The organism is Moorella mulderi DSM 14980 (assembly GCF_001594015.1).
In the GTDB taxonomy this organism is placed as follows: Bacteria; Bacillota; DSM-521; order Neomoorellales; family Neomoorellaceae; genus Neomoorella; species Neomoorella mulderi.
The window spans coordinates 336590-358116 of sequence record NZ_LTBC01000001.1 but is presented as its reverse complement, the minus strand read 5'-3'; the positions used below and the strand labels follow the sequence as shown (position 1 = coordinate 358116).

At 56.5% G+C, this 21527-nt stretch carries 20 protein-coding genes and 1 other annotated feature; all 20 genes read left to right on the top strand.

The window, feature by feature from the left end; genetic code table 11:
* Nucleotides 1–64 precede the first annotated feature (64 nt).
* The 20 genes from MOMUL_RS01760 to rho all read left to right on the top strand — a co-directional run bounded on the left by MOMUL_RS01760 (nt 65) and on the right by rho (nt 21388).
* Nucleotides 65–1492: a M23 family metallopeptidase gene (locus MOMUL_RS01760; protein ID WP_062280761.1), complete on the top strand. Its 1428-nt coding sequence runs from the start codon at nt 65–67 to the stop codon at nt 1490–1492.
* Nucleotides 1493–1728: 236 nt separating this feature from the next.
* Nucleotides 1729–2643, top strand: a complete 915-nt coding sequence (trxB, locus tag MOMUL_RS01755; protein WP_062280758.1) for a thioredoxin-disulfide reductase — start codon at nt 1729–1731, stop codon at nt 2641–2643.
* Between the two features lie 17 nt (nt 2644–2660).
* Complete coding sequence (copZ, locus tag MOMUL_RS01750) at nt 2661–2867, top strand: copper chaperone CopZ (RefSeq protein WP_062280756.1); 207 nt, start codon at nt 2661–2663, stop codon at nt 2865–2867.
* Between the two features lie 165 nt (nt 2868–3032).
* Nucleotides 3033–3905, top strand: a complete 873-nt coding sequence (locus tag MOMUL_RS01745) for a peptidase MA family metallohydrolase (protein WP_062280754.1) — start codon at nt 3033–3035, stop codon at nt 3903–3905.
* Nucleotides 3906–4217: 312 nt separating this feature from the next.
* The gene (locus tag MOMUL_RS01740; RefSeq protein WP_062280752.1) at nt 4218–5357 is read left to right on the top strand and encodes a S1C family serine protease; all 1140 of its coding nucleotides are present in this window, start codon (nt 4218–4220) and stop codon (nt 5355–5357) included.
* 6 nt (nt 5358–5363) lie between these two features.
* Entirely contained in the window at nt 5364–5846 is a 483-nt protein-coding gene (rlmH, locus tag MOMUL_RS01735; protein ID WP_062280750.1) for a 23S rRNA (pseudouridine(1915)-N(3))-methyltransferase RlmH, read from the top strand.
* 147 nt (nt 5847–5993) lie between these two features.
* A complete protein-coding gene (locus MOMUL_RS01730; RefSeq protein ID WP_062280748.1) occupies nt 5994–7304 on the top strand; it encodes a putative manganese-dependent inorganic diphosphatase in 1311 nt (436 codons plus the stop codon).
* A gap of 188 nt (nt 7305–7492) precedes the next feature.
* Entirely contained in the window at nt 7493–8833 is a 1341-nt protein-coding gene (locus MOMUL_RS01725; protein WP_062280745.1) for an MFS transporter, read from the top strand.
* A gap of 48 nt (nt 8834–8881) precedes the next feature.
* Nucleotides 8882–9164 (top strand) — a binding site (T-box leader).
* 48 nt (nt 9165–9212) lie between these two features.
* On the top strand, nt 9213–10277 hold the full coding sequence (aroF, locus tag MOMUL_RS01720) for a 3-deoxy-7-phosphoheptulonate synthase (RefSeq protein WP_062280742.1): 1065 nt from the start codon (nt 9213–9215) through the stop codon (nt 10275–10277).
* Between the two features lie 211 nt (nt 10278–10488).
* A complete protein-coding gene (locus MOMUL_RS01715; protein ID WP_054937458.1) occupies nt 10489–10923 on the top strand; it encodes a YwiB family protein in 435 nt (144 codons plus the stop codon).
* Nucleotides 10924–11064: 141 nt separating this feature from the next.
* A complete protein-coding gene (gene argS / locus MOMUL_RS01710) occupies nt 11065–12747 on the top strand; it encodes an arginine--tRNA ligase (protein WP_062280739.1) in 1683 nt (560 codons plus the stop codon).
* 33 nt (nt 12748–12780) lie between these two features.
* Nucleotides 12781–14394 carry a CTP synthase gene (gene pyrG / locus MOMUL_RS01705; RefSeq protein WP_062280736.1) on the top strand — a complete coding sequence of 538 codons (1614 nt, stop codon included), beginning with the start codon at nt 12781–12783 and terminating at the stop codon, nt 14392–14394.
* Nucleotides 14391–15479 (top strand): lipid II:glycine glycyltransferase FemX, encoded by a 1089-nt coding sequence (locus MOMUL_RS01700; protein WP_062280733.1) that lies wholly within the window; start codon nt 14391–14393, stop codon nt 15477–15479. The genes pyrG and MOMUL_RS01700 overlap by 4 nt, the downstream gene beginning before the upstream one ends.
* Before the next feature lie 36 nt (nt 15480–15515).
* Entirely contained in the window at nt 15516–16754 is a 1239-nt protein-coding gene (gene alr, locus MOMUL_RS01695) for an alanine racemase (RefSeq protein ID WP_062280730.1), read from the top strand.
* A gap of 110 nt (nt 16755–16864) precedes the next feature.
* Complete coding sequence (locus tag MOMUL_RS01690) at nt 16865–17245, top strand: response regulator (RefSeq protein ID WP_054937464.1); 381 nt, start codon at nt 16865–16867, stop codon at nt 17243–17245.
* 119 nt (nt 17246–17364) lie between these two features.
* Nucleotides 17365–18039: a hypothetical protein gene (locus MOMUL_RS01685; protein WP_062280727.1), complete on the top strand. Its 675-nt coding sequence runs from the start codon at nt 17365–17367 to the stop codon at nt 18037–18039.
* 105 nt (nt 18040–18144) lie between these two features.
* A complete protein-coding gene (locus MOMUL_RS01680) occupies nt 18145–19017 on the top strand; it encodes a class II fructose-1,6-bisphosphate aldolase (protein WP_062280725.1) in 873 nt (290 codons plus the stop codon).
* A 37-nt stretch (nt 19018–19054) separates the two neighbouring features.
* On the top strand, nt 19055–19207 hold the full coding sequence (locus MOMUL_RS15510) for a DUF1540 domain-containing protein (protein WP_083476726.1): 153 nt from the start codon (nt 19055–19057) through the stop codon (nt 19205–19207).
* Nucleotides 19208–19440: 233 nt separating this feature from the next.
* Complete coding sequence (fsa, locus tag MOMUL_RS01675; protein ID WP_054937467.1) at nt 19441–20088, top strand: fructose-6-phosphate aldolase; 648 nt, start codon at nt 19441–19443, stop codon at nt 20086–20088.
* A 19-nt stretch (nt 20089–20107) separates the two neighbouring features.
* Nucleotides 20108–21388 carry a transcription termination factor Rho gene (rho, locus tag MOMUL_RS01670; protein WP_062280721.1) on the top strand — a complete coding sequence of 427 codons (1281 nt, stop codon included), beginning with the start codon at nt 20108–20110 and terminating at the stop codon, nt 21386–21388.
* The last annotated feature ends 139 nt before the right edge of the window (nt 21389–21527 follow it).

Below are 21527 nucleotides of genomic sequence, written 5' to 3'. Positions count from 1 at the left end.
ATATAGATGGTAAAAGGCAGGAAAAAGTAAATCCTGGCGTATAAAGGGGGAAAGGAGGAATGTCATGCCGCCGCCAGGTAAGTTGCCCGATGTGGCGGCCGCAGCAGGTCGTTTCTTAAAGGAATGGCCAGCACGGTGGAAAGAAACAGACGGCAGGAAGAAAAAAAAGGTTTGCTTACTAAGCGGTATCCTGGCCGGGGGATTGCTGCTGCTGGCAGGATGGTACCAGTTTACCGCTCCCAACGCCTGGGCAGTAATAATTAACGGCCGGCAGGTGGCTGTAGTTACCAGCCGGGTTGATGTCAACCAGGTTATCCAGGATGTCCTCAAGGAACGCGGGGCAGGAAGTTACCAGGGATTACAGATCACCGACCAGGTTGACTATAAAAAAGTCCGGGTCAACCCGCGGGAAATCGTGGATGGCCAGCAATTGAAAAATATATTGCAAGGCACGCTACATTTCGTGGCGGCAGCGACGGTAATAACCATTAACGGTCAACCAGAGCTTATCGTGCGGGATGATAGTATTGCGGAAGCGGTACTGGCCGAATTAAAACAAGCCTACCTACCGCCGCCGGGGAACGGGGAGATCCAGGAGGTCAGGTTCCTGGAGCAGGTAGCCTATGAGCACCGCCCGGCCCGGCCAGAAGAAATTTTAAGCCCGGAGGCAGCCCTGGCCAGGCTCAAGGGAACTTCTACTGCAAGCCAGGAGTATATCGTTAAAGAAGGCGATTCCCTGTGGACCATCGCCCGGGAACACGGCTTGCTGGTCGACGATATTAGAGCAGCCAATCCGGAACTCAAGGGCGAACGCCTGGATATTGGCCAGCGGTTGCGACTCACGACAGAGAAGCCCCTTCTCCAGGTAATGGTCGTCTATAGACAGGAAGTGAAAGAGCCTGTTCCCTATGAAGTGAAAGTAGAAACGAATACCGACCTCTTACGAGGCCAGGAAAGAGTAAAACAGGCGGGGTCAGAGGGCGAACGGCTGGTTACCTACCAGGTAGTGACCAAAAATGGCGTCCAGGTTGAGAAAAAAGTTATCCAGGAGCAGGTACTCAAAGAACCTGTCACTAAAATAGTGGAACGGGGTACGCGGGTAGTCCTGGCTTCCCGCGGCGGTTCCGGCCGCCTGGCATGGCCCATCCGCGGCTCTATTACTTCCCCCTATGGTTATCGCGGCCGGGAGTTCCACTCGGGCATGGATATTGATGGTTACGTCGGGCAGCCGGTAGGGGCCGCCGAGGCCGGGACGGTAACCTTTGCCGGTTACGACGGCGGCTACGGCCGGATGATTGCCATTGACCACGGTGGGGGCCTGGTCACCCGGTATGCCCACTTATCGGACTTTAACGTCCGCGTGGGCCAGCGGGTGAGCCGGGGACAGGTCATCGGCTATGTAGGTGTTAGCGGCCGTACCACCGGATCCCACCTCCACTTTGAAGTCCTGGTCAATGGTAGTTTCCGTAACCCGTATGGATTTTTAAATTAGATTTTTATTGCCATCCCTGTGGACAAGTCCCAGGGATTTTTTCTTGTCCGCTCTTGCCTGGACTAAAGTGGGAGCGTATAATAACTATAGTTTAAACATAGAAGGAAGGCATGATGGACTTTAAGGGGGTGCATAATATAGCCATAGTCCCGGGAGCCCTGCCTAAGAGCGGGCGATCCGTAAGCCATTACTAAGACTTGAGGCGATATGTTACTTTGCAAAGGAGGTAGAGCAAGATGCCCCATGATTTGCTAATTATCGGTGGGGGGCCGGCCGGGCTGACGGCGGCTCTTTACGGCGCCCGGGGCGGGCTGGATACCGTGGTGCTGGAGATGGGTGCTCCTGGTGGTCAGGCCGGCCAGACGGACAGGATTGAAAATTATCCTGGCTTCCCCGAAGGCATTAACGGTATGGAACTCGCCATGAAGTTTGCCGAACAGGCCCAGCGTTTCGGTGCCAGGATAGAGATGACCACAGTCCAGAGAGTGGAGCTTAACGGGGAAATTAAAAAAGCCTTCACCGGGAGCGGCGAGTTTACGGCCAGGGCAATAATCATCGCCAGCGGTGCTCACCCGCGGCCCCTGGGAGTACCGGGGGAAGAGGAGTTTCGCGGCCGGGGCGTTTCCTACTGCGCCACCTGCGACGGCGCTTTCTTCCGGGACAAAAAGGTCGCTGTAGTCGGCGGGGGTGACTCGGCAGTGGAAGAAGCTCTCTTTCTGACCCGCTTTGCCAGCCAGGTGACCATTATCCACCGCCGTGACGCCTTAAGGGCAACGAAAGTACTCCAGGAACGGGCCCGGGATAACCCCAAGATTTCCTTCCATTGGAATACAGTTGTAACCAGGATCATGGGCCGGGAAAAGGTCAGCAGCCTGGAGTTAAAAGATGTAAAAAGCGGTACCACCAGGGAAGAAGCCTTTGACGGGATCTTTATCTTTATCGGCCTGGAGCCCAACACTGGTTTCCTGAAGGGGGCCCTGACCCTGGATTCCCAGGGGTATATTGTTACCCGCGAAAATCTGGCCACTTCCATCCCCGGTGTTTTTGCCGCTGGCGACGTCCGGTCCAAGGATTTCCGCCAGGTGAGTACGGCTGTAGGTGACGGGGCAGTGGCGGCCATGGCGGCCGAACGCTACCTGGCCGGCCTGTAGAAAGGAGGGGTGAAACAATGGCTGAAGCCACCCTGCAGGTTGAAGGGATGACCTGTAATCACTGTAAAATGAGCGTGGAAAAGGCCCTGAGGGGCCTGGAAGGCATCACGGCAGTAGCAGTTGACCTGGCGGCTAAAACGGCCCACGTTACTTATGATCCTGCTAAGGTAAACCTGGAAGCTATGAAAAAGGCTGTAGCTGAGGCTGGTTATGAAGTAAAGTAAACTTTCACCAGACCGGCCCGGCAATTTCCAGTAGACACCAAAAAGCGAACTACTTTTAAATCCGGAGCTAAACTGGCTCCGGATTTTTTACACTCATTACCAGTGAAGCTACAGCAGGAATATAGTATAATCCAGGCAGAGGAGCCCCTGGGGGAGGGGAGAAACATGTTCCAACACTGGTGGCAGGCAATCATTGCCATCTACCTGGCTATGCTGGTAGTTACGGGAGTTATCCTGGCCCGTACTACGGCATTACCGCGTACCCTGAGCTACAGCCTGGTCCGCCAGGTAGTGACGGGACATACCGCCTGGCAGACCCGCAACTGGCTGGAGATAGATAGCACCCATTTCCGCCTCCGCTACCGGCCGGAGGATGCAGCCATAGCCCCCTTGGTCCTGGAAACTGCCGAGGAGGCTTACGGGCCGGCGGGCGCCATGTTACAATACGAACCACAGGGTAAAACTTTAATTATCCTTTACCCGGACCGGGAGAGTCTCGCGCGCCAGTTTGGCTGGGCGGCCAGCGAAAGTGCCATGGGGGTTTACTGGGGCGGGGTTATTCGCGTCCTTTCGCCCTATGACTGGGTGGCCAGTCAGGACCCGGGAGAGATTGCCGGCATTTTTGCCGCCTCGGGACCTATGGCCCATGAATTGACCCACCTTTTGGTTGACGAGAAGGCCAGGGGTAATTACCCGCGCTGGCTGACGGAAGGTATTGCCCAGTATGTGGAAAAGGAACTTACTGGCTTTACCATGCCGGGTTCGCCGGGCGCTACCGGCTGGTATCCCTTAAAGGCTATGGATTACGGTTTTGATAGCCTGCCTGACCAGGCCCTGGCTTACCGCCAGTCGTTTTTAATGGTTGAATACCTGGTAGAACGCTGGGGCTTACCGGCCCTGCACCAAGTCCTGGAACGCCTCGGCCAGGGGGCCACCCTGGACCGGGCTTTCCAGGAAGTTCTGGGTACCAGTAGCGCTGGCTTTGAGGGTGCCTTTGCCAGGGAAATTCCCGTAAGCAAGTTTTCACAAAGCCTTTAACTTTCCTTCACAAAAATATCACATCTCCGGGTTATATTAAAACCATGGGAATATACCCTATAAGGGTATTATTTGCCAAAATGGAGGTGTGATTACATGCTCAAGCGCAAGAGGTACTTCCTGCGCCCGGTGGCCCACTGTTCCGGCGGTCACAGTAGGTAGTCCCGGGCATGACGTTAAACTGCCCAACCATCCTCCCTTATAGCTTTTTTCCTTAGCTCCTGGAATGGCTTCCGGGGGCTTTTTTTAACTTTTACATTATAAAGAAGGGGAGAGCAGGCAATATTAGAACTGAAAGAGGAGGGCATATTTTTGCGTTATCTTTCTTCCAGCAGCTTTAAGTACATGCGGGTCCTGGCAGTAGTCCTGCTATTTTTTCTCAGTGCGGCCCTTGGTGCCGGGATGGCCATTGTTTTGGCCCCGCGCCTGGTGCAGCGACCCCTGGCGCCGGCACCTGGACCTCCGGCCCAGTTAACCCCACCGGCAGGACAACCGGTCCAGTTTACGGCCAGTTCACCGGTAGTTACCATTGCCAGGCAGGTGGGCCCGACCGTCGTCGGGGTGGCGGCCTTGACGGGCCATAGTTTTACCGGTGATGCCGGGGTAAAACAGGGTTCCGGCGTCATTTTTGACGGTACCAACGGCTATATTGTCACCAATAACCACGTTATTGCCGGCGCCGAGAGGGTCACCGTCAGCCTCGATCATGACCAGGTTTACCCGGCCACATTGGTGGGAGCCGACGAGCGTAGCGACCTGGCAGTTCTGCAGATCAAGGGAACCAATTTGCCCCAGGCCCGCCTGGGGGATTCGGGCGCTGTGCAGGTAGGGGAGACGGTAGTGGCCATTGGTAACCCCCTGGGCCGGGCATTTGCCCGTTCAGTAACGGTGGGGGTTATCAGTGCCTTGAACCGGGAAGTGACCGTGCCCGGGCCCCACGGAGTAGAGATCACCCTGCGGACCCTGCAGACCGACGCTCCCATTAACCCCGGCAACAGCGGCGGCGCCCTGGTAAATTTAAGGGGGGAAGTTATCGGCATCAACAGCGTTAAAATAGCCGCGAGCGGGGTGGAGGGCATGGGGTTTGCCATCCCTATTAACGACGTCCGGCCAATTATCGACCAGATTTTAACCCGGGGCTATGTTACCCATCCTTTCCTGGGCGTTTATAACCTCCGGGAGATTACCCCGGAAATGGCCCGGTGGTATAATATACCGGAGGGGGTATATATCGGCGGCATCTTTAATGATGGCCCGGCGGCTAAGGCCAGGTTGCAGGTGGGCGATGTCATTATCGCCGTGGACAACAATAAGGTGGCGAGTTACGCCGACATCCAGCGCTTGATTAATAAAAAATCGCCGGGGGATAAAGTAACTTTAACTGTTGTCCGCCTGGCAAGCAAAAAGCAACTTAATTTTACGGTAACCCTGGGTGAAATGCCGTCGAAATAAGGAAGCATGCAGCACATTGACATTATAGCCGTTGGCCGTGTCCGGGAGCAATATTTAAGTGCCGGGATAAACGAATACTTAAAGCGCCTGCAGCCCTATGCCCGGGTGCGTATCCTGGAGGGGCCGGAAGAAAAGGTCCCGGATCATTTGTCCCCGGCCCGGGTCGAGCAGGTCCTGGCCGCTGAAGGAGCAGGGCTGAAGCGCCTCTTGCGGCCTGGCGCTTATACCATCGCCCTGGACCGGGAGGGCGTGATGCTGTCTTCGGAAGAGCTGGCCACGCGGCTGGCTGATCTAGCCTTGGACGGGCGCAATGACCTGGCCTTTGTCATTGGCGGTACCCTGGGCCTGGCTAGAGAACTCCTGGAGTTTGCTGACTTGCGCCTCTCCTTTTCCCGCTTTACCTTTCCCCACCAGCTCATGCGCTTAATCCTCCTCGAACAGCTCTACCGGGCTTATAAAATCCAGCGTGGAGAAACCTACCACCGTTAAGCAACCCTCCTTCCTCAACCCTTGTCTTTTCTTGCTACTTACAATAGAATTTATAGAGGCTAAAAATAAAAGGACGGGCTATTCGGAGGGTACCCTGCCCCGGGAACGAAGCTGTAAGAAAGTTTTTTTGAGGGAGAGATTAAGACCATGGGTAAAGAGATCCTGGTAATCGGGCACCAGCGACCGGATACGGATTCTATTGCCGCGGCCATCGGTTATGCCGCTTTAAAGAATGAGCTGCACCAGGGGGGCTTCCAGGCCGCCAGGTGCGGGAAGCTCAACAGGGAAACGGAGTTTGTCCTTTCTTATTTCGAGGTAACTGTACCGCCCCTAGTGGATGATGTCCGTACGCGGGTAAAGGATGTCCTGGACGGCGGGCTCCTCTTCATCCACCCGGAAGCGACGGTGCGCCAGGCCGGGATTTTTATGCGCCAGCACGGCGTTAAAACCCTGGCCGTCGTCGATAATGAGCGGCGCCTCCTGGGCCTCTTTACAGTGGGAGACCTGGCGCGGTTACTCCTGGAAGCCTGGGATACCGGCAACGTACCCATGGACGAGCCCGTCCAAAAGGTAATGCACAGGGATAACCTGGTGGTTTTTCACCAGGACGATCTCATTACGGAAGTCCGCCAGACCATGCTGGACACGCGTTACCGCAATTACCCGGTGGTTGACGACGACCACTGCCTGGTGGGTTTAATTGCCCGCTATCACCTGCTGGCCATGCGGGGCAAAAGGGTCATCCTGGTGGATCATAATGAAAAGAGCCAGGCCGTGCCCGGCATTGAAGAAGCTAAGATCCAGGAGGTTATTGATCACCACCGCCTGGCCGACATCGAAACGGCAGAACCCGTTATGGTCCGCAATGAACCGGTAGGGAGTACGGCCACCATTGTCAGCAAGATGTACCGGGAACAGGGCTTTGAGCCCGAAAAGGCTGTTGCCGGCATCTTATGCGCGGCCATCCTTTCCGACACCTTGCTTTTTAAATCACCAACAAGCACCTTAACCGATAAAGAGCAGGCGGAGTGGCTGGCCGGGATAGCAGGGATAGATGTTAATGAGTTCGGCCGGGAAATGTTCCGGGCCGGTTCTTCCCTGGCCGGCCGCTCGGGAAGGGAGATTATCCTGGAAGACTTTAAAAACTTCAACTTTGGCGGCACCATGGTCGGCATTGGCCAGATTGAGATTGTCGATCCCGGTACCCTACCGGTGGGGCGGGAAGAACTCCTGGCTGAACTGGAAAAGCTCCAGGTAGAAAGGAATTATGATCTCATTGTCCTGATGGTCACCGATTTGATGCGTAACGGCACGGAGCTGCTTTTCACCGGTCCCCAGGCGCGGGCCGTGGAGCGGGCCTTCAATGTTGCTCCGGGGGTGAGCAGGGTCTTTTTGCCCGGGGTTATGTCCCGCAAAAAACAGGTGGTACCGCCTTTACAGCGCCTTTTGCAGAAGTAAAAGGCAATGGCGCCTCCGGGTGCGGTAAAGTACCCGGAGGCGTTTTATATTTTACACCCCCCTACTGCCGGTTTCCTGGCCGGACACTTAGATCTCAGGCCCGTAATATGACTTTACACGTGTCTTTACATATGATAAGATAGGTAAAGGCAAAAGATCTTATCGTGGCAAAGAAAGGAGATGGTCCTTTGAGTATTGCCCGGCGTTTAGAGGGACTACCCCTGGGGGCCTTTCATTACCGGCTGCTTCTTATCTGCGGCATCGGCTGGCTTTTTGATGCCATGGATGTGGGCCTGGTCTCTTTTGTTTTGCCGGCAGTGGGTAAAGATTGGCACCTTTCTGCCGCCCAGATGGGGGCCCTGGGCAGTATTGGTCTTTTGGGGATGGGCCTGGGCGCAGTTGCAGGCGGCACTTTAAGCGATCTCCTGGGACGCAAAAAGGTCTTCACTTACACCCTGATTTTCTATGGTATAGCTACTTTCCTGGCGGGACTGGCAGTTAGTTATCCCTGGCTGATGTTTTGGCGCTTCCTGGTGGGCCTGGGCCTGGGAGCCGAGGTGCCGGTAGCCTTTACCCTGATGAGCGAATTTTCTCCTGCTAGATACCGGGGGCGCATGGTCGTCCTGCTGGAAAGCTTCTGGGCCTTTGGCTGGATCGCTGCGGCATTAATCGGCTACCTGGCCGTACCCAGATGGGGCTGGCGCACAGCCTTCTTTATCGGCGCCTTGCCGGCCCTGTATGCTGCCGTTTTGCGCCGCGCCCTGCCGGAATCTCCCCGCTACCTGGAGAAAACAGGTGAAGTTGAAGCGGCTGAAGCAATAGTGGCCATGGTGGAGAATAGCAGCGGCGGCCCTGCGGGAGAAATACTACCTGGCCCGGAAGGGGAGGGTGAAACTGCAGCCAGGGTAACCTTCAGCGATCTCTGGTCCCGGCGCTATTTCCGGCGCACCCTCTGCCTGTGGCTCTTATGGTTCGGGATTAACTTTTCCTATTACGGCATTGTCACCTGGTTGCCTTCCCTGATGGTGGGCAGGGGTTTTGCCATCATCAAGAGCTTTGAATACGTGTTAATCATGACCCTGGGCCAGGTACCGGGCTACTTCAGCGCCGCTTACCTGGTGGAGAAGATCGGCCGTAAAGCCACCCTGGTGACTTACCTGGCCTTGAGCGGTGGAGCAGCCTATATGTTCTCCCTCAGTACCACCACCAGCCAGCTTATTCTCTGGGGCCTGGCAGTCTACTTCTTTAACCTGGGAGCCTGGGGCGTCCTTTACGCCTATACGCCGGAACTTTACCCCACGGCCATCCGGGCTACCGGTTCCGGCTGGGCCTCCTTCTGCGGCCGCATTGGCGCCATCCTCGCTCCCCTGATTGTAGGGCAGATGCTGGTCCTTATGGGCCAGGCGGCAGCCTATCCGGTGATCTTCCTCCTCTTTACCGCTGTCTTTGTCGTCACGGCTCTGGGAATGCTTCTCTTAGGTATTGAAACAAAGGGTAAAACCCTGGAGGAACTTTCTTTTACCCCTTGACGCCGGGCCGGTCCTTCTGCTAAATTATCCTTACACAACCTGTAAAGAATAAATCCCATGACGGGGAAAAGTAGGCTTTAGCGGCCTGCCCAGCGAGCCGGTGGTGGTGGGAGACCGGCCGGGAAGCTAGAGCTGAAGTTCTCCCCGGAGGAGCAGGCTGAAGGCCGGTAACAACCGGCTGGGTAGGCCGGGCCGGAGCTTCCCGCCGTTAAAAGGGAGGGGGTATCGGAAGGGTTTCCAATGGAGACGCTTTTCCCGTACCCTGTAATGAGCGGGCTGCTTGCCGCAGCCAAATAGGGTGGTACCGCGGGTACAACTCCTCGTCCCTAAGACGGGGAGTTTTTATTTTGCCGTTATTTCCAGGAGGGAGGAATGGACTATGATCATCGTTATGAAACCGGGAGCAACCCGGGAACATATCGAGGCTGTAAGTGAACGCCTGGTAGAACTGGGCTTTAAGACCCACCCCATCTATGGCCAGGAAAAGACCGTTATCGGCGCCATTGGCGACAAGAAAGCCCTGAGTTCGGAAGCTATCATCAACCTGCCCGGGGTGGAAAAAATCGTCCCCATTATGAAGCCCTATAAACTGGTCAGCCGGGAACTGAAGGAGACGCCGACCATGGTGCGGGTCGGCGGGGTGCCGGTAGGGGGCCGCGGCCTGGTGGTCATGGCCGGGCCCTGTGCCGTGGAAAGCGAGGAACAGCTTTTGAGCGCGGCCCGGGCCGTCAAGGCCGCCGGAGCCCAGATCTTGCGCGGCGGCGCCTTTAAACCTCGCACCTCTCCCTATGCCTTCCAGGGCCTGGAGGAGGAAGGCCTTAAAATGCTGGCCCGGGTGCGGGAGGAGGTAGGGCTGCCCTTTGTCACCGAAGCCGTGGACACCCGGGATGTGGCCCTGGTGGCTGAATATGCCGACGCCATCCAGATTGGCGCCCGCAACATGCAGAACTTCCGCCTGCTAAAGGAAGCCGGTGCTACCGGCAAGCCCATCCTCCTGAAGCGGGGCCTGGCGGCGACCATCGAAGAGTGGCTCATGGCGGCCGAATACATCCTGGACAGCGGCAATCCCAATGTGATTTTGTGCGAGCGGGGGATCCGTACCTTTGAGACGGCCACCCGTTTCACCCTCGACCTGGCTGCCGTAGCTGTGGTCAAAGAAAACTCCCACCTGCCGGTGATAGTTGACCCCAGCCATGGTACGGGGAGCTGGCGCCTGGTCTTGCCCATGGCCCGGGCCGCGGTGGCTGCCGGCGCCGACGGGCTGATCATCGAGGTTCACCCCGACCCGGCCCGGGCCCTTTGCGACGGTCCCCAGTCCCTGCACCCGGAAACCTTTGACCGCCTGATGGGCGAGCTGGCGCCGGTAGCCCTGGCTGTCGGCCGCGGCCTGGCCCCCACAGGTGTATTCCTTGAAAAGGCTGCGGTCCTGGCGGGCGGGAAGTAGCCGGGCAATGGCCGGCCTATCACCTGGCAGTTTGATAAGCATAAGCTCCAAAGCGAGGAGCTTTCTTTTTTATCAAGGCAATATTTGCTATAGCAAGGTATAATTAACAACGAGAATTGTTAAATTATCGTTAAAAATAAAAAGGAGATCAGTCTTTTCTGGAGAATTATAACTTAAGGACCCCAAAAAATCCCGAAGGGATGTGCGAGGCTTGAAGAAGGACGTACTGGTAAAGGTCAAGGGCACCCAGACCAACGAGCTGGGGGAAAAGGATTCCATCGAGCTGGTTACCGAAGGTCGCTTCTTCATCCGGGATCAACACTACTACATCCTTTACAATGAAACCAGTCTATCGGGAATGGAGGGTACCACCACAACTTTAAAGGTCGAACCCCGGCGGGTTACCTTGAACCGCATGGGTACGGCCGAGCAAAAAACGACCTTTGAAGCAGGTATTTTAAATGCCGGCTTCTATGTAACTCCATACGGCACTATGAAGATTACCGTATTACCTTCTAAAGTGGAAGTCGACTTGACAGAACAGGGCGGAAGTATTAATCTAGAGTATGAATTGCAGGTCGGCCAGAAGAAAATCAGCGACAACCAGTTAGAGATCACGGTTGAGCACCTGGAGAGTTATGCTTAAAAACCATGAGCGTAAAACGCTAAGGGGAAGATTTTTTAGAGGTGGATAGCTGCTCCCCGGAGCGGGAGGGAAAGGCAGGCTTTCATCTTGCCGGGGGAGTAGAGGATTGAAATAATCAAGAAAAAGGAGTACAGGCAGGGCGTGAATATAGTCCAGGAAACCAGGAGGCGGCTGGCAGCGGCATTGAGGGATGCCGCTGCCGCCGCCCGGGCAGCCGGCGAGATAAGCTTTGAAGCGCTGCCTGATTTTGTAATTGAGGCGCCGCGGGATAAATCTCACGGCGACTTTGCTGCTAACCTGGCCTTGTTGCTGGCCAGGCAGGCCCGCCAGTCACCCAGGAACGTAGCGGAAGCACTGGTGCGACACCTGGAAATACCCCAACCCGGCGTGGCCAGGATCGAGGTGGCCGGACCGGGCTTTATTAATTTTACCCTGGACAACCAGTGGCTCTTGCCGGTATTGCCGGCCGTCCTGGCCGAAGACGAGCATTACGGCTGGTCCAATATCGGCCAGGGGGTTAAGGTCCAGGTGGAGTTTGTCAGCGCCAATCCTACCGGCCTCTTGCATATGGGCAATGCCCGGGGAGCGGCCCTGGGAGACAGTATTGCCAACCTCCTCACAGCCGTGGGCTACGACGTTACCCGTGAGTTTTATATTAACGACGCCGGCAACCAGATTGAGAACTTCGGCCTTTCCCTGGAGGCACGCTACCTGCAGGCCCTGGGCCAGGAGGCGACCATCCCCCCCGATGGTTACCACGGGGAAGACCTGGTGGAGACGGTGGGCCATTTTATCGACCGGTACGGGGACAAGTACCTGGACGCCGACCCGGCGTTACGCCGGGAAATGCTGGTCCGCTTTGCCCTGGAGGAAAAGCTGGCCGCCATCCGCCAGGTGCTGGAGGATTTTGGCGTTACCTATGACGTCTGGTTCAGCGAGCAGTCCCTGCATGATTCCGGGGCCGTTGCCCGCGCCATAGCCGACCTGGATAGGGCTGGCTATATTTATGAAAAGGACGGCGCCCTGTGGTTTAAAGCCACCCGCTTTGGCGAAGAAAAAGATGAGGTGCTGGTCCGCAAGAACGGCCTGCCCACCTATTTTGCCGCCGATATTGCCTACCACCGCAATAAATTCGAGCGGGGCTTTGAACGGGTCATCAATATCTGGGGTGCCGACCACCACGGCCATGTGGCCCGCCTGAAAGGGGCCCTCCAGGCCCTGGGTTACGACCCGGGGCGCCTGGAAGTGGTTCTCATGCAGCTCGTCCGCCTTTACCAGGGCGGCGAGGTTTTACGCATGTCCAAGCGTACCGGCCGTTACGTAACGTTGAATGAGTTAATTGAAGAGGTGGGCCGGGACGCCGCCCGTTATTTCTTTGTCATGCTGAAGAGCGACAGCCACCTGGAATTTGACCTCGACCTGGCCCGGTCGCAAACGGCCGACAACCCCGTTTTCTACGTCCAGTACGCCCATGCCCGTATTTGCAGTATCCTGCGCCTGGCAAAGGAAAGGGGCCTGGAAGTTCCCCCGGCCCGGGAGGCCCGCCTGGATCTTTTAAAAGAGCCGGCCGAACTGGAGTTAATCAAGCAGATTGCCGCCTTACCGGAAACGGTGGCCGGGGCGGCCCAGGCATTGGAACCCCATAGGCTCACCCGTTTTGCCCATGAACTGGCCAGCCTGTTCCACAGCTTTTATACCAGCTGCCGTGTCCTGGCCGACGACCCGGAAATAAGGAAGGCACGCCTGGTACTGGTGGAAGCTACGCGTATAACCTTGCGCAACGTCCTGCACCTCCTGGGGGTCAGCGCCCCGGAGAGGATGTAGGATGAACGAAAGAGCCATTTTACGGAGGAAATTATGCCTGCGAAATTTATCTTTGTTACCGGCGGTGTCACATCTTCTTTAGGGAAGGGGATAACCGCCGCTTCTTTAGGCAGACTTTTAAAGAGCCGGGGCCTGAAAGTCGCCATCCAGAAATTTGACCCCTATATCAACATTGACCCCGGCACCATGAGCCCCTACCAGCACGGTGAGGTTTTTGTCACCGATGACGGCGCGGAGACCGACCTGGACCTGGGTCACTACGAGCGCTTTATCGATATTAACTTGACCCGGGCCAGCAATGTCACCGCCGGCAAGATTTACTGGTCGGTCATTACCAAAGAACGCCGGGGCGACTACCTGGGGGGTACGGTCCAGGTCATACCCCATATTACCAATGAGATCAAAGAGCAGCTCTACCGGGTGGCCGAAGAAAGCGACCCGGATGTGGTAATCACCGAGATTGGCGGTACGGTGGGCGACATTGAGTCCCTGCCCTTCCTGGAAGCCATCCGCCAGATGAAAAGCGACATCGGCCGCGACCGCGTCCTCTATATCCACGTCACCCTTGTCCCTTACCTGCGGGCTGCCAGGGAAGCCAAAACCAAACCCACCCAGCACAGCGTCAAAGAATTGCGCAGCATCGGTATCCAACCCGATATCATCGTCTGCCGGACGGAACGTCCCTTTTCCCGGGAAATGGAGGAAAAAATAGCCCTCTTCTGCGACATCCACCCCGATGCCGTCATCCAGGCCTGGGATGCTGATTCCATCTATGAAGTCCCGTTGCTGATGGAAAAGGAAGGCCTGGATAGCATTGTGGTGGAACGCCTGAAGTTAAATTGTGGCCCCGCTCAGATGGATGACTGGCGGGCCATGGTAGAGCGCATGAAGAGCATCACCCGCCACCTGGAGATTGCCCTAGTGGGTAAATACGTAACCCTGCCCGACGCCTACTTAAGCGTTGTTGAGGCTTTGCGCCACGCCGGTTTCTACCACGGCGTCCAGGTGGATATCCGCTGGATCTACTCGGCCGAGCTGGAGCGGGGCGGGCTAGACCAGCTCCAGGGTGTGGCCGGTATCCTGGTGCCGGGGGGATTTGGTGACCGGGGCATTGAAGGGAAGATTTTAGCAGCCCGGTATGCCCGGGAAAAGAAGGTGCCTTACCTGGGTATCTGCCTGGGCATGCAGCTGGCGGTGGTAGAGCTGGCCCGCCATGTCTGCGGCCTTAAAGAAGCTCATAGCGCGGAAATTAACCCGGAAACGCCTCACCCGGTCATTGATTTATTACCGGAACAAAAGAATATAGCCGAAAAAGGCGGTACCATGCGCCTGGGGCTATATCCCTGCCGGCTGCAACCGGGGACGAAAGCCTATCAGGCCTACGGCGAGGAAGTGATCTACGAGCGCCACCGCCATCGCTACGAATTCAATAACAGCTACCGGGCGGAACTCACGGCCAGGGGTATGGTCATCAGCGGGACTTCCCCCGACAACCGCCTGGTAGAGATCATCGAGCTGGCCGACCATCCCTGGTTTGTCGCCAGCCAGTTCCACCCGGAATTTAAATCGCGGCCCAACCGGCCCCATCCCTTGTTCCGGGACTTTGTCGGGGCGGCCCTGGCTTATCAAGGGGGGCGAGGGGTATGAACCGCCAGGCAAGGCTCATCGGCCCGGAGGAGGAAAAGCGCTTTGACGCTTTCATTGCCAGCCATCCCAAGGGCCATTTTCTCCAGTCTTATGGCTGGGGCGAGGTGAAGGCCACTACCGGATGGCAACCCTTACGGCTTGTCCTGGAGGAGGGGGGCAGCATCGTGGCTTGCGCCAGCCTCCTAAAAAGGCAGCTCCCTTATGTTGGCAAATCTATCCTCTATGCCCCCCGGGGACCGGTGGTGGACTTCCATGACGCTAACCTCTTCAGTGAACTCCTGGCCGCCATCGACGGCGTGGCGCGGCAGGAAGGGGCTATTTTACTAAAAATCGACCCCGATATCCCGGAAAGCGATACGGCCGTAAAGCAGCTGCTGCGGGAAAAGGGTTTCCGCCTGGCAAACAAAGGGGCGGGTTTTGAAGGCGTCCAGCCACGCCATGTCTTCCGCCTCGACTTAACCCCTTCCCCGGAAGAACTCCTGGCCAACATGCACAGCAAAACCCGCTATAATATCCGCCTGGCGCAAAAAAAGGGTGTGACCATCAAAGATGATTGTACCCTGGATGACCTGCCAGTTTTTTATGAGATTTTAAAAGAAACCACCCTCAGGGACCGCTTCCTGGTGCGCTCCTACAGTTATTTTGAAACCATGTGGCGGGAAATGGTAGAGCGCGGCTACGCCAGGCTCTTCCTGGCCTACTACCAGGGGGAGGCCATTGCCGGCGCCCTGGCCTTTATCATGGGTGATAAGGCCTGGTACCTTTACGGCGCATCCAGCAACCGCCACCGCAACGTCATGCCCAACTACCTCCTGCAGTGGGCCATGATCCTGTGGGCCAGGGAACAGGGGTGCACCATGTACGACTTCCGCGGCGTGCCGGGTGACCTGGACGAAAAGAACCCCCTCTACGGCCTCTATCGCTTTAAGAAGGGCTTCAACGGCACCTTTACCGAGTTTATCGGCGAGTACGACCGTGTTTATTCCCCCTTTTACTACTGGCTCTGGCAGGCGGCCCTGCCCCTCTATTCCCAAGGATTCCGCCGCCTCTTGTTTTGGAAGAAAAAAGCTGCTGCGGTAGAATGAAATTACTCCCTCAAGATAGGGTGGTGCCAATCCCCTGTGGACTTAGCAAAGCTAACCTGGCTGGCCGGTCCTCGCTGGATTGAGATCGAAGCTACGGCCCTGGAACACAACCTGCGGGCCGTCAAAGGCTTGCTCCAACCCCCGACCCGCCTCCTGGCCGTCATCAAGGCCGATGCCTACGGCACCGGCGCCGTCGAGGTAGCCCGGATCTTCCTGGCCGCAGGTGCAGACTACCTGGGGGTTACTACCCTGGCCGAAGGGCAGGAATTGCGCCAGGCAGGCATTAGGGCCCCCATCCTGTTAATGAGCCCCCTGCTTGCGGAAGAACTGCCGCAAGCCTTGACCAATGACCTCACCCTGACCATCAGCAGCCGTTCTGGCGCTGAGGCGGCAGCAGCCGCTGCAGCCATGGTGGGCCGCCAGGCCCGGGTGCACCTGAAGGTAGAGACCGGCCTGCAGCGCACCGGCCTGGAACCGGGAGAAGTGGTCCCCCTGGTAAGAGAAATACGGTGCTGGCCGGGGGTGCAACTGGAGGGCATCTACAGCCACCTGGCCGAAGCGGCCCACCCGGGGGCCGCCCGCAGGCAGATGGAATGTTTTCAAAGGGTTCTTATGGAACTGGAAGAGCAGCAGATATCCCTGCCTTTAAAGCATATCTGTAACAGCACCGGCCTGTTGCTCCACCCGGCAATGCACCTTGATATGGTGAGGGCCGGTACCCTTTTGTACGGCCAGTTCCCCTACCAGGCTCCCCGCCGGGGCCTGGAATTAAAGAACCCCTGGCAGTTTAAAGCCCGTATTCTATTTATCCATGATGTGGCGGCCGGTACCCCCGTTGGCTATGGTGGCGATTATGTAGTCAAAAAGGCCACCCGCCTGGCCGTCATCCCGGTGGGTTATGCTGATGGCTTTGCCCTGACACCCGTCAGCCGTCCCAAAGATCTAAACGACCTGGCCCGCCACCTGGTGAAGACCATCCTGGCCTACCTGGGCCGCGGGGTCGGGGAAGGAACGGCAGTCACCATCGCCGGGCAGAGGGCGCCGGTGGTAGGCCGGGTGGGCATGCAGCTCTCCATGGTCGACGTGGGTCACCTGCCGGAGGTAAAAGTAGGTCAGGAAGTGCAGCTTGACCTCCGGCGGCCGACAGCCAGCGCCCGCCTGCCCCGGGTCTATTGCCGGGAGGGACAACCCTACCTGGTGCGCACAACCTCCGGGGAGATGGTGCCGGTACTTTCTTCTGCCGGCCAAAATTTAGCTCCTGGAGCAGGAATTTAGCGATTGATAGCTAAATATTATGATAGCGAAGTAAGAGCGAAGCGATGAAGAAAGGGGGGCTCTGGAACCGCCGGGATCGGAGGTGAGCTGGTCTGGCAGAAAAAAAGGTAATGGTAATTGACGACCAGCCGGGTGTACGCCGTTTAATTTGCGAAGCCTTGAAACAGGCCGGTTATAACTTATGTGTGGCCACTGAAGGCAGGGAGGCCCTCGAAAAAATTGCCAGCGAAGCGCCAGACCTGGTGATCCTGGATATAAAAATGCCAGGCATGAGCGGAGTAGAATTTTTAAAGGAGTTGCGCAGGCGTTCTTTTGTCACACCGGTGATAATCATAACGGCATATGACGAACTGGATCTGGTAGAACAGGCCAGCAAATACGACGCCCGGTATTTCCTGCAAAAACCCTTTGATATCCAGCAGCTATACAGGCTGGTGCGGGGGGCATTGCAGCCGGGATACTGCCAGGTCCAGGCAGTGGGACAGGTATAAAAGTAAAGCTGTTGTTACGGGACGCACGGGGCTCTGCTGCTGGCAGGGCCTTTTAAATTTGCCCTGGAGCAGGAATTTCCCCGGTTACGGCGAATATGGAGGGGTGAGGAGGATTAAAGATGCTCATACCCACGTTGAATGTTGTGGTTTTACGCTGTCCAACCTGTGGCCGCCTGGAGTTTCGCGGCCTTTCCCTCTTTAATTTCGCCGGGAGCCGGACGTGGCAGGCAGAGTGCAGCTGCGGCACCACCCTTTTAACCATCAGCAGGAAAAAGGGCAAGAACTTCTGGCTCCAGTATCACTGCGGCATGTGTGATTGCCTTCATATCAGCCACTATACCCGCCAGGAACTGTGGTCGCGGGAACTCCTGACCCTGACCTGTAAGGAGACAGAGCTGGAGGTCGGCTTTATTGGTCCCCGGGAAAAGGTGCAGCGGGCGGTGCAGCGCCATGACCGCACCCTGGCCGAAGTGGCCCAGGACCTTGGTTTCGACGATTATTTTGAGGAACCGGACGTCATGTACCAGCTGCTGTCCCTTATTTACCAGCTGGCCGAAGACGGTCGCGTCAGTTGCGGGTGCGGTAACGAAAATATTGAAATAGAAATTTTTCCCGGCCATTTGCAGCTCCGCTGCGAGGCCTGCCGGGCGGAAAAAAACCTGCCGGCCGGTACCATGGCCGACCTGGAGCGGGTAGAGAACTTACAGGAAATCCGCCTGCCCGGTCACCTGGTGAGTAAAAATGAAACCTCTGCCAAACAGCGTTATCGCCGCCGCCAGAAGTCGCCGGTATAATGAACGGAAGTTAGAGGCAGGATAAAACTGGCGTTGCCAGTTTTAACAGCAAATTCCATCTCCCACTTCCTTCCGCGCACAATCCAAATTTAAGGAGTTGATTCTATGCCTTTAGTTACCCTGGCCGAGGTTCTTAAAGAAGCCGACGCCAAGGGCTATGCCGTTGGGGCCTTTAACTGTAATAATATGGAAATTGTCCAGGCCATCATCAATGCTGCCGAGGCAGAAGGGGCGCCGGTTATCATCCAGGCCAGCCAGGGGGCGATTAAATATGCCGGCCTGGAGTACATAACGGCCCTGGTGCGGACGGCAGCCGCAGGGACCTCTGTCCCGGTAGTCCTGCATCTTGACCATGGCACCGACTTCAACCAGGTCCTGCGCTGCCTGCGGGCCGGTTTTACCTCGGTCATGATCGACGGTTCCAAATACCCTCTGGAAGAAAACATTGCCCTGACCAGGCGCGTTGTGGAGATTGCCCATGCCATGGGCGCTTCTGTCGAGGGGGAACTTGGTAGAATCGGCGGCACCGAGGACCACATCAGCGTGTCCGAACGCGAGGCGACCATGACCGATCCCGAAGAGGCCAGGCGCTTTGCCGCCGAGACGGGCGTCGATGCCCTGGCCATAGCCATCGGTACGGCCCACGGCCGTTACAAGGGCACGCCCAAACTGGATTTTGACCGCCTGGCAGCCATTGACCGCCTAGTGCCCACCCCTATAGTCCTTCACGGTTCTTCCGGCGTTCCCGATGCCGATATCCGCCGCGCCGTGGAGCTGGGCGTCCGCAAGATTAACATCGATACCGATATCCGTATCGCCTTTGTCGAAGCTACCCGCCAGGCCCTGGCAGCCAACCCTGACGAAATCGACCCCCGTAAAGTGCTGGGGCCGGCCCGGGAAGCTGCCACCGGCATTATCCGTCATAAAATGCAGGTCTTTGGCTGTGCCGGTCGCTTGCATATTTCTCCCCCGTGGTGAAAACCTATAGGTGAACACCCAAAGGAGGTGGAGAAAGATGGCGGGCATAAAATGCGGCGTGGAAGAGTGTCATTTCTGGGACAACATGGCCTGTACTGCCGATTCCATTGAAGTCAGGTCCAGCGGCGATCGTAAAGTAACCACTTCTGATGGGACGGCTTGCCATACCTTCCGCCCCAAAAAGAAATAACCTTAGCGGGCTTTAAAAAGAGCCCCGCGGCCCCCTGCCGCCGGGCTCTTATCCTTATCTATACTTTTTTCAGCCGCCAGCAGGATTCTGGCGTTGCGTGGTGAATGATTTATTAAGGTTTTGCCTTTCTTTTTTCTACCAGATAACTTTCGTTTTTTATATCCCTTCACCTATGAGTTTCCAACCTCTCACTTCCCACATCTTACATCCATTTTACGGAGGTGCCTTAAGAAGTGCGTATTTTCATCGACTCAGCCAATATTGAAGAGATTAAAGCAGCCAATGATCTGGGTATAATTTCAGGTGTAACCACCAATCCTTCCCTGATTGCCAGGGAAGGACGTAATTTCCGCCAGGTTGTGGAAGAGATTGCTGCCATTGTGGACGGCCCCATCAGCGCGGAAGTAATCAGCACGGAAGCCGGGGCTATGATAGCCGAAGCCCTGGAGCTGGCAGCCATCCACCCCAATATCGTCATCAAGATCCCCATGCTTGCCGAGGGTCTTAAGGCCGTCAAAGAACTGGCGGCTCAAGGTATTAAAACCAACGTTACCCTGGTCTTTTCCGCCAACCAGGCACTCCTCGCCGCCCTGGCCGGGGCAACCTATGTGAGTCCCTTTGTGGGGCGCCTGGATGATATCAACCATGACGGCATGCAGGTCATTGCCGATATTGTTCCCATTTATGCCCAGTACGGCCTGGAAACCCAGGTTATTGCCGCCAGTATCCGCCATCCCCTCCATGTGCTCCAGGCCGCCCGCCTGGGTGCTGATATCGCCACCGTTCCCTATAAAGTTATCATGCAGATGGTAAAGCACCCCCTGACTGATGCCGGCCTGGCCAGGTTTCTGGCCGACTGGGAGAAAGTAAAGGATAAGTAATTATGGAGGTTATTCACATTTGAATACTGCCGAGTTAGAAAGCAAGACCTTGGTTGAGCTCTACCGGATAGCCCGGGAGCTCAATTTAAGCGGCTATTACCGCCTGCGCAAAAAAGAGCTGGTCTTTGAAATTGCCAAGGCCCTGGCCCAGAAGGAACAGCAGGAACAGGAAAAGGAGGAGCAACTGCAGGCCCAGGGCATCCTGGAAATCCTCCCGGATGGCTACGGCTTCTTACGCCCCTTCGGCTACATACCCAGCGGCGATGATATTTATATCTCCCCTTCCCAGATCCGCCGTTTTGACCTGCGCACGGGAGACAAGGTAGCCGGCCTGGTCCGCCCTCCCAAGGATAACGAGCGCTTTTTCGCCCTGCTGCGGGTGGAGAAGGTCAACGGGGAAAACCCGGAGACATCGCCGGAACGCCTGCACTTTGATGCCCTGACGCCCATTTACCCTTACGAACGTTATACCCTGGAGACGGATAACGGCGACCCCTCCACCCGGATTATCGACCTGATTGCTCCCCTGGGTAAAGGCCAGCGGGCCCTGATCGTTTCCCCTCCCAAGGCCGGCAAGACCGTGCTGCTGAAAAAAATCGCCAACGCCATCACTACCAACTATCCCGACGTTGAACTGATAATCTTATTAATCGACGAACGGCCCGAAGAAGTCACCGACATTGAACGCTCGGTGCGGGGTGAGGTGGTCAGCTCCACCTTTGACGAGCTGCCGGACAACCACGTCAAGGTGGCCGATATGGTCCTGGAACGGGCCAAACGCCTGGTGGAGCATAAAAAAGACGTCGTCGTCCTCCTGGACAGCATCACCCGCCTGGCCCGGGCCCACAACCTGGTCGTCCCTCCCAGCGGCCGCACCCTTTCCGGCGGCGTTGATCCCAGCGCCCTCTATAAACCCAAACGCTTTTTCGGTGCTGCCCGCAAGGTGGAAGAAGGGGGGAGTCTGACCATTGTGGCGACGGCCCTGATTGAAACCGGCAGCCGCATGGATGAAGTTATCTTTGAAGAATTTAAAGGAACGGGCAATATGGAACTCATCCTGGACCGGAAACTGGCCGAACGCCGCATTTTCCCGGCCATTGACGTCAAGCGCTCCGGTACGAGGCGGGAAGAATTGTTATTAAGCTCTGAGGAGCTGGAGCTGGTCTGGCATTTCCGGCGGGTAACCAGCGGCATGGGTCCGGTAGAAGTAGCCGAGGTGTTAATTGACTCCATGCAAAAGACCAAAAGCAACAAGGATCTCCTGCGCGCCCTGCCGGCCTTATTCCCCCGGGAGCATTAGTGAGGCTAGCAACTCCGTTAGCAAAATGCTAAAAATAGTATAAGGCCGGGTTTTGTTTGGAGCGAGCGAAAACAAAACCAGCAAAATAGACAGTTGGCAATTGCAAGACTAACCCCGTCCAGAACGGGGTATATTTTTG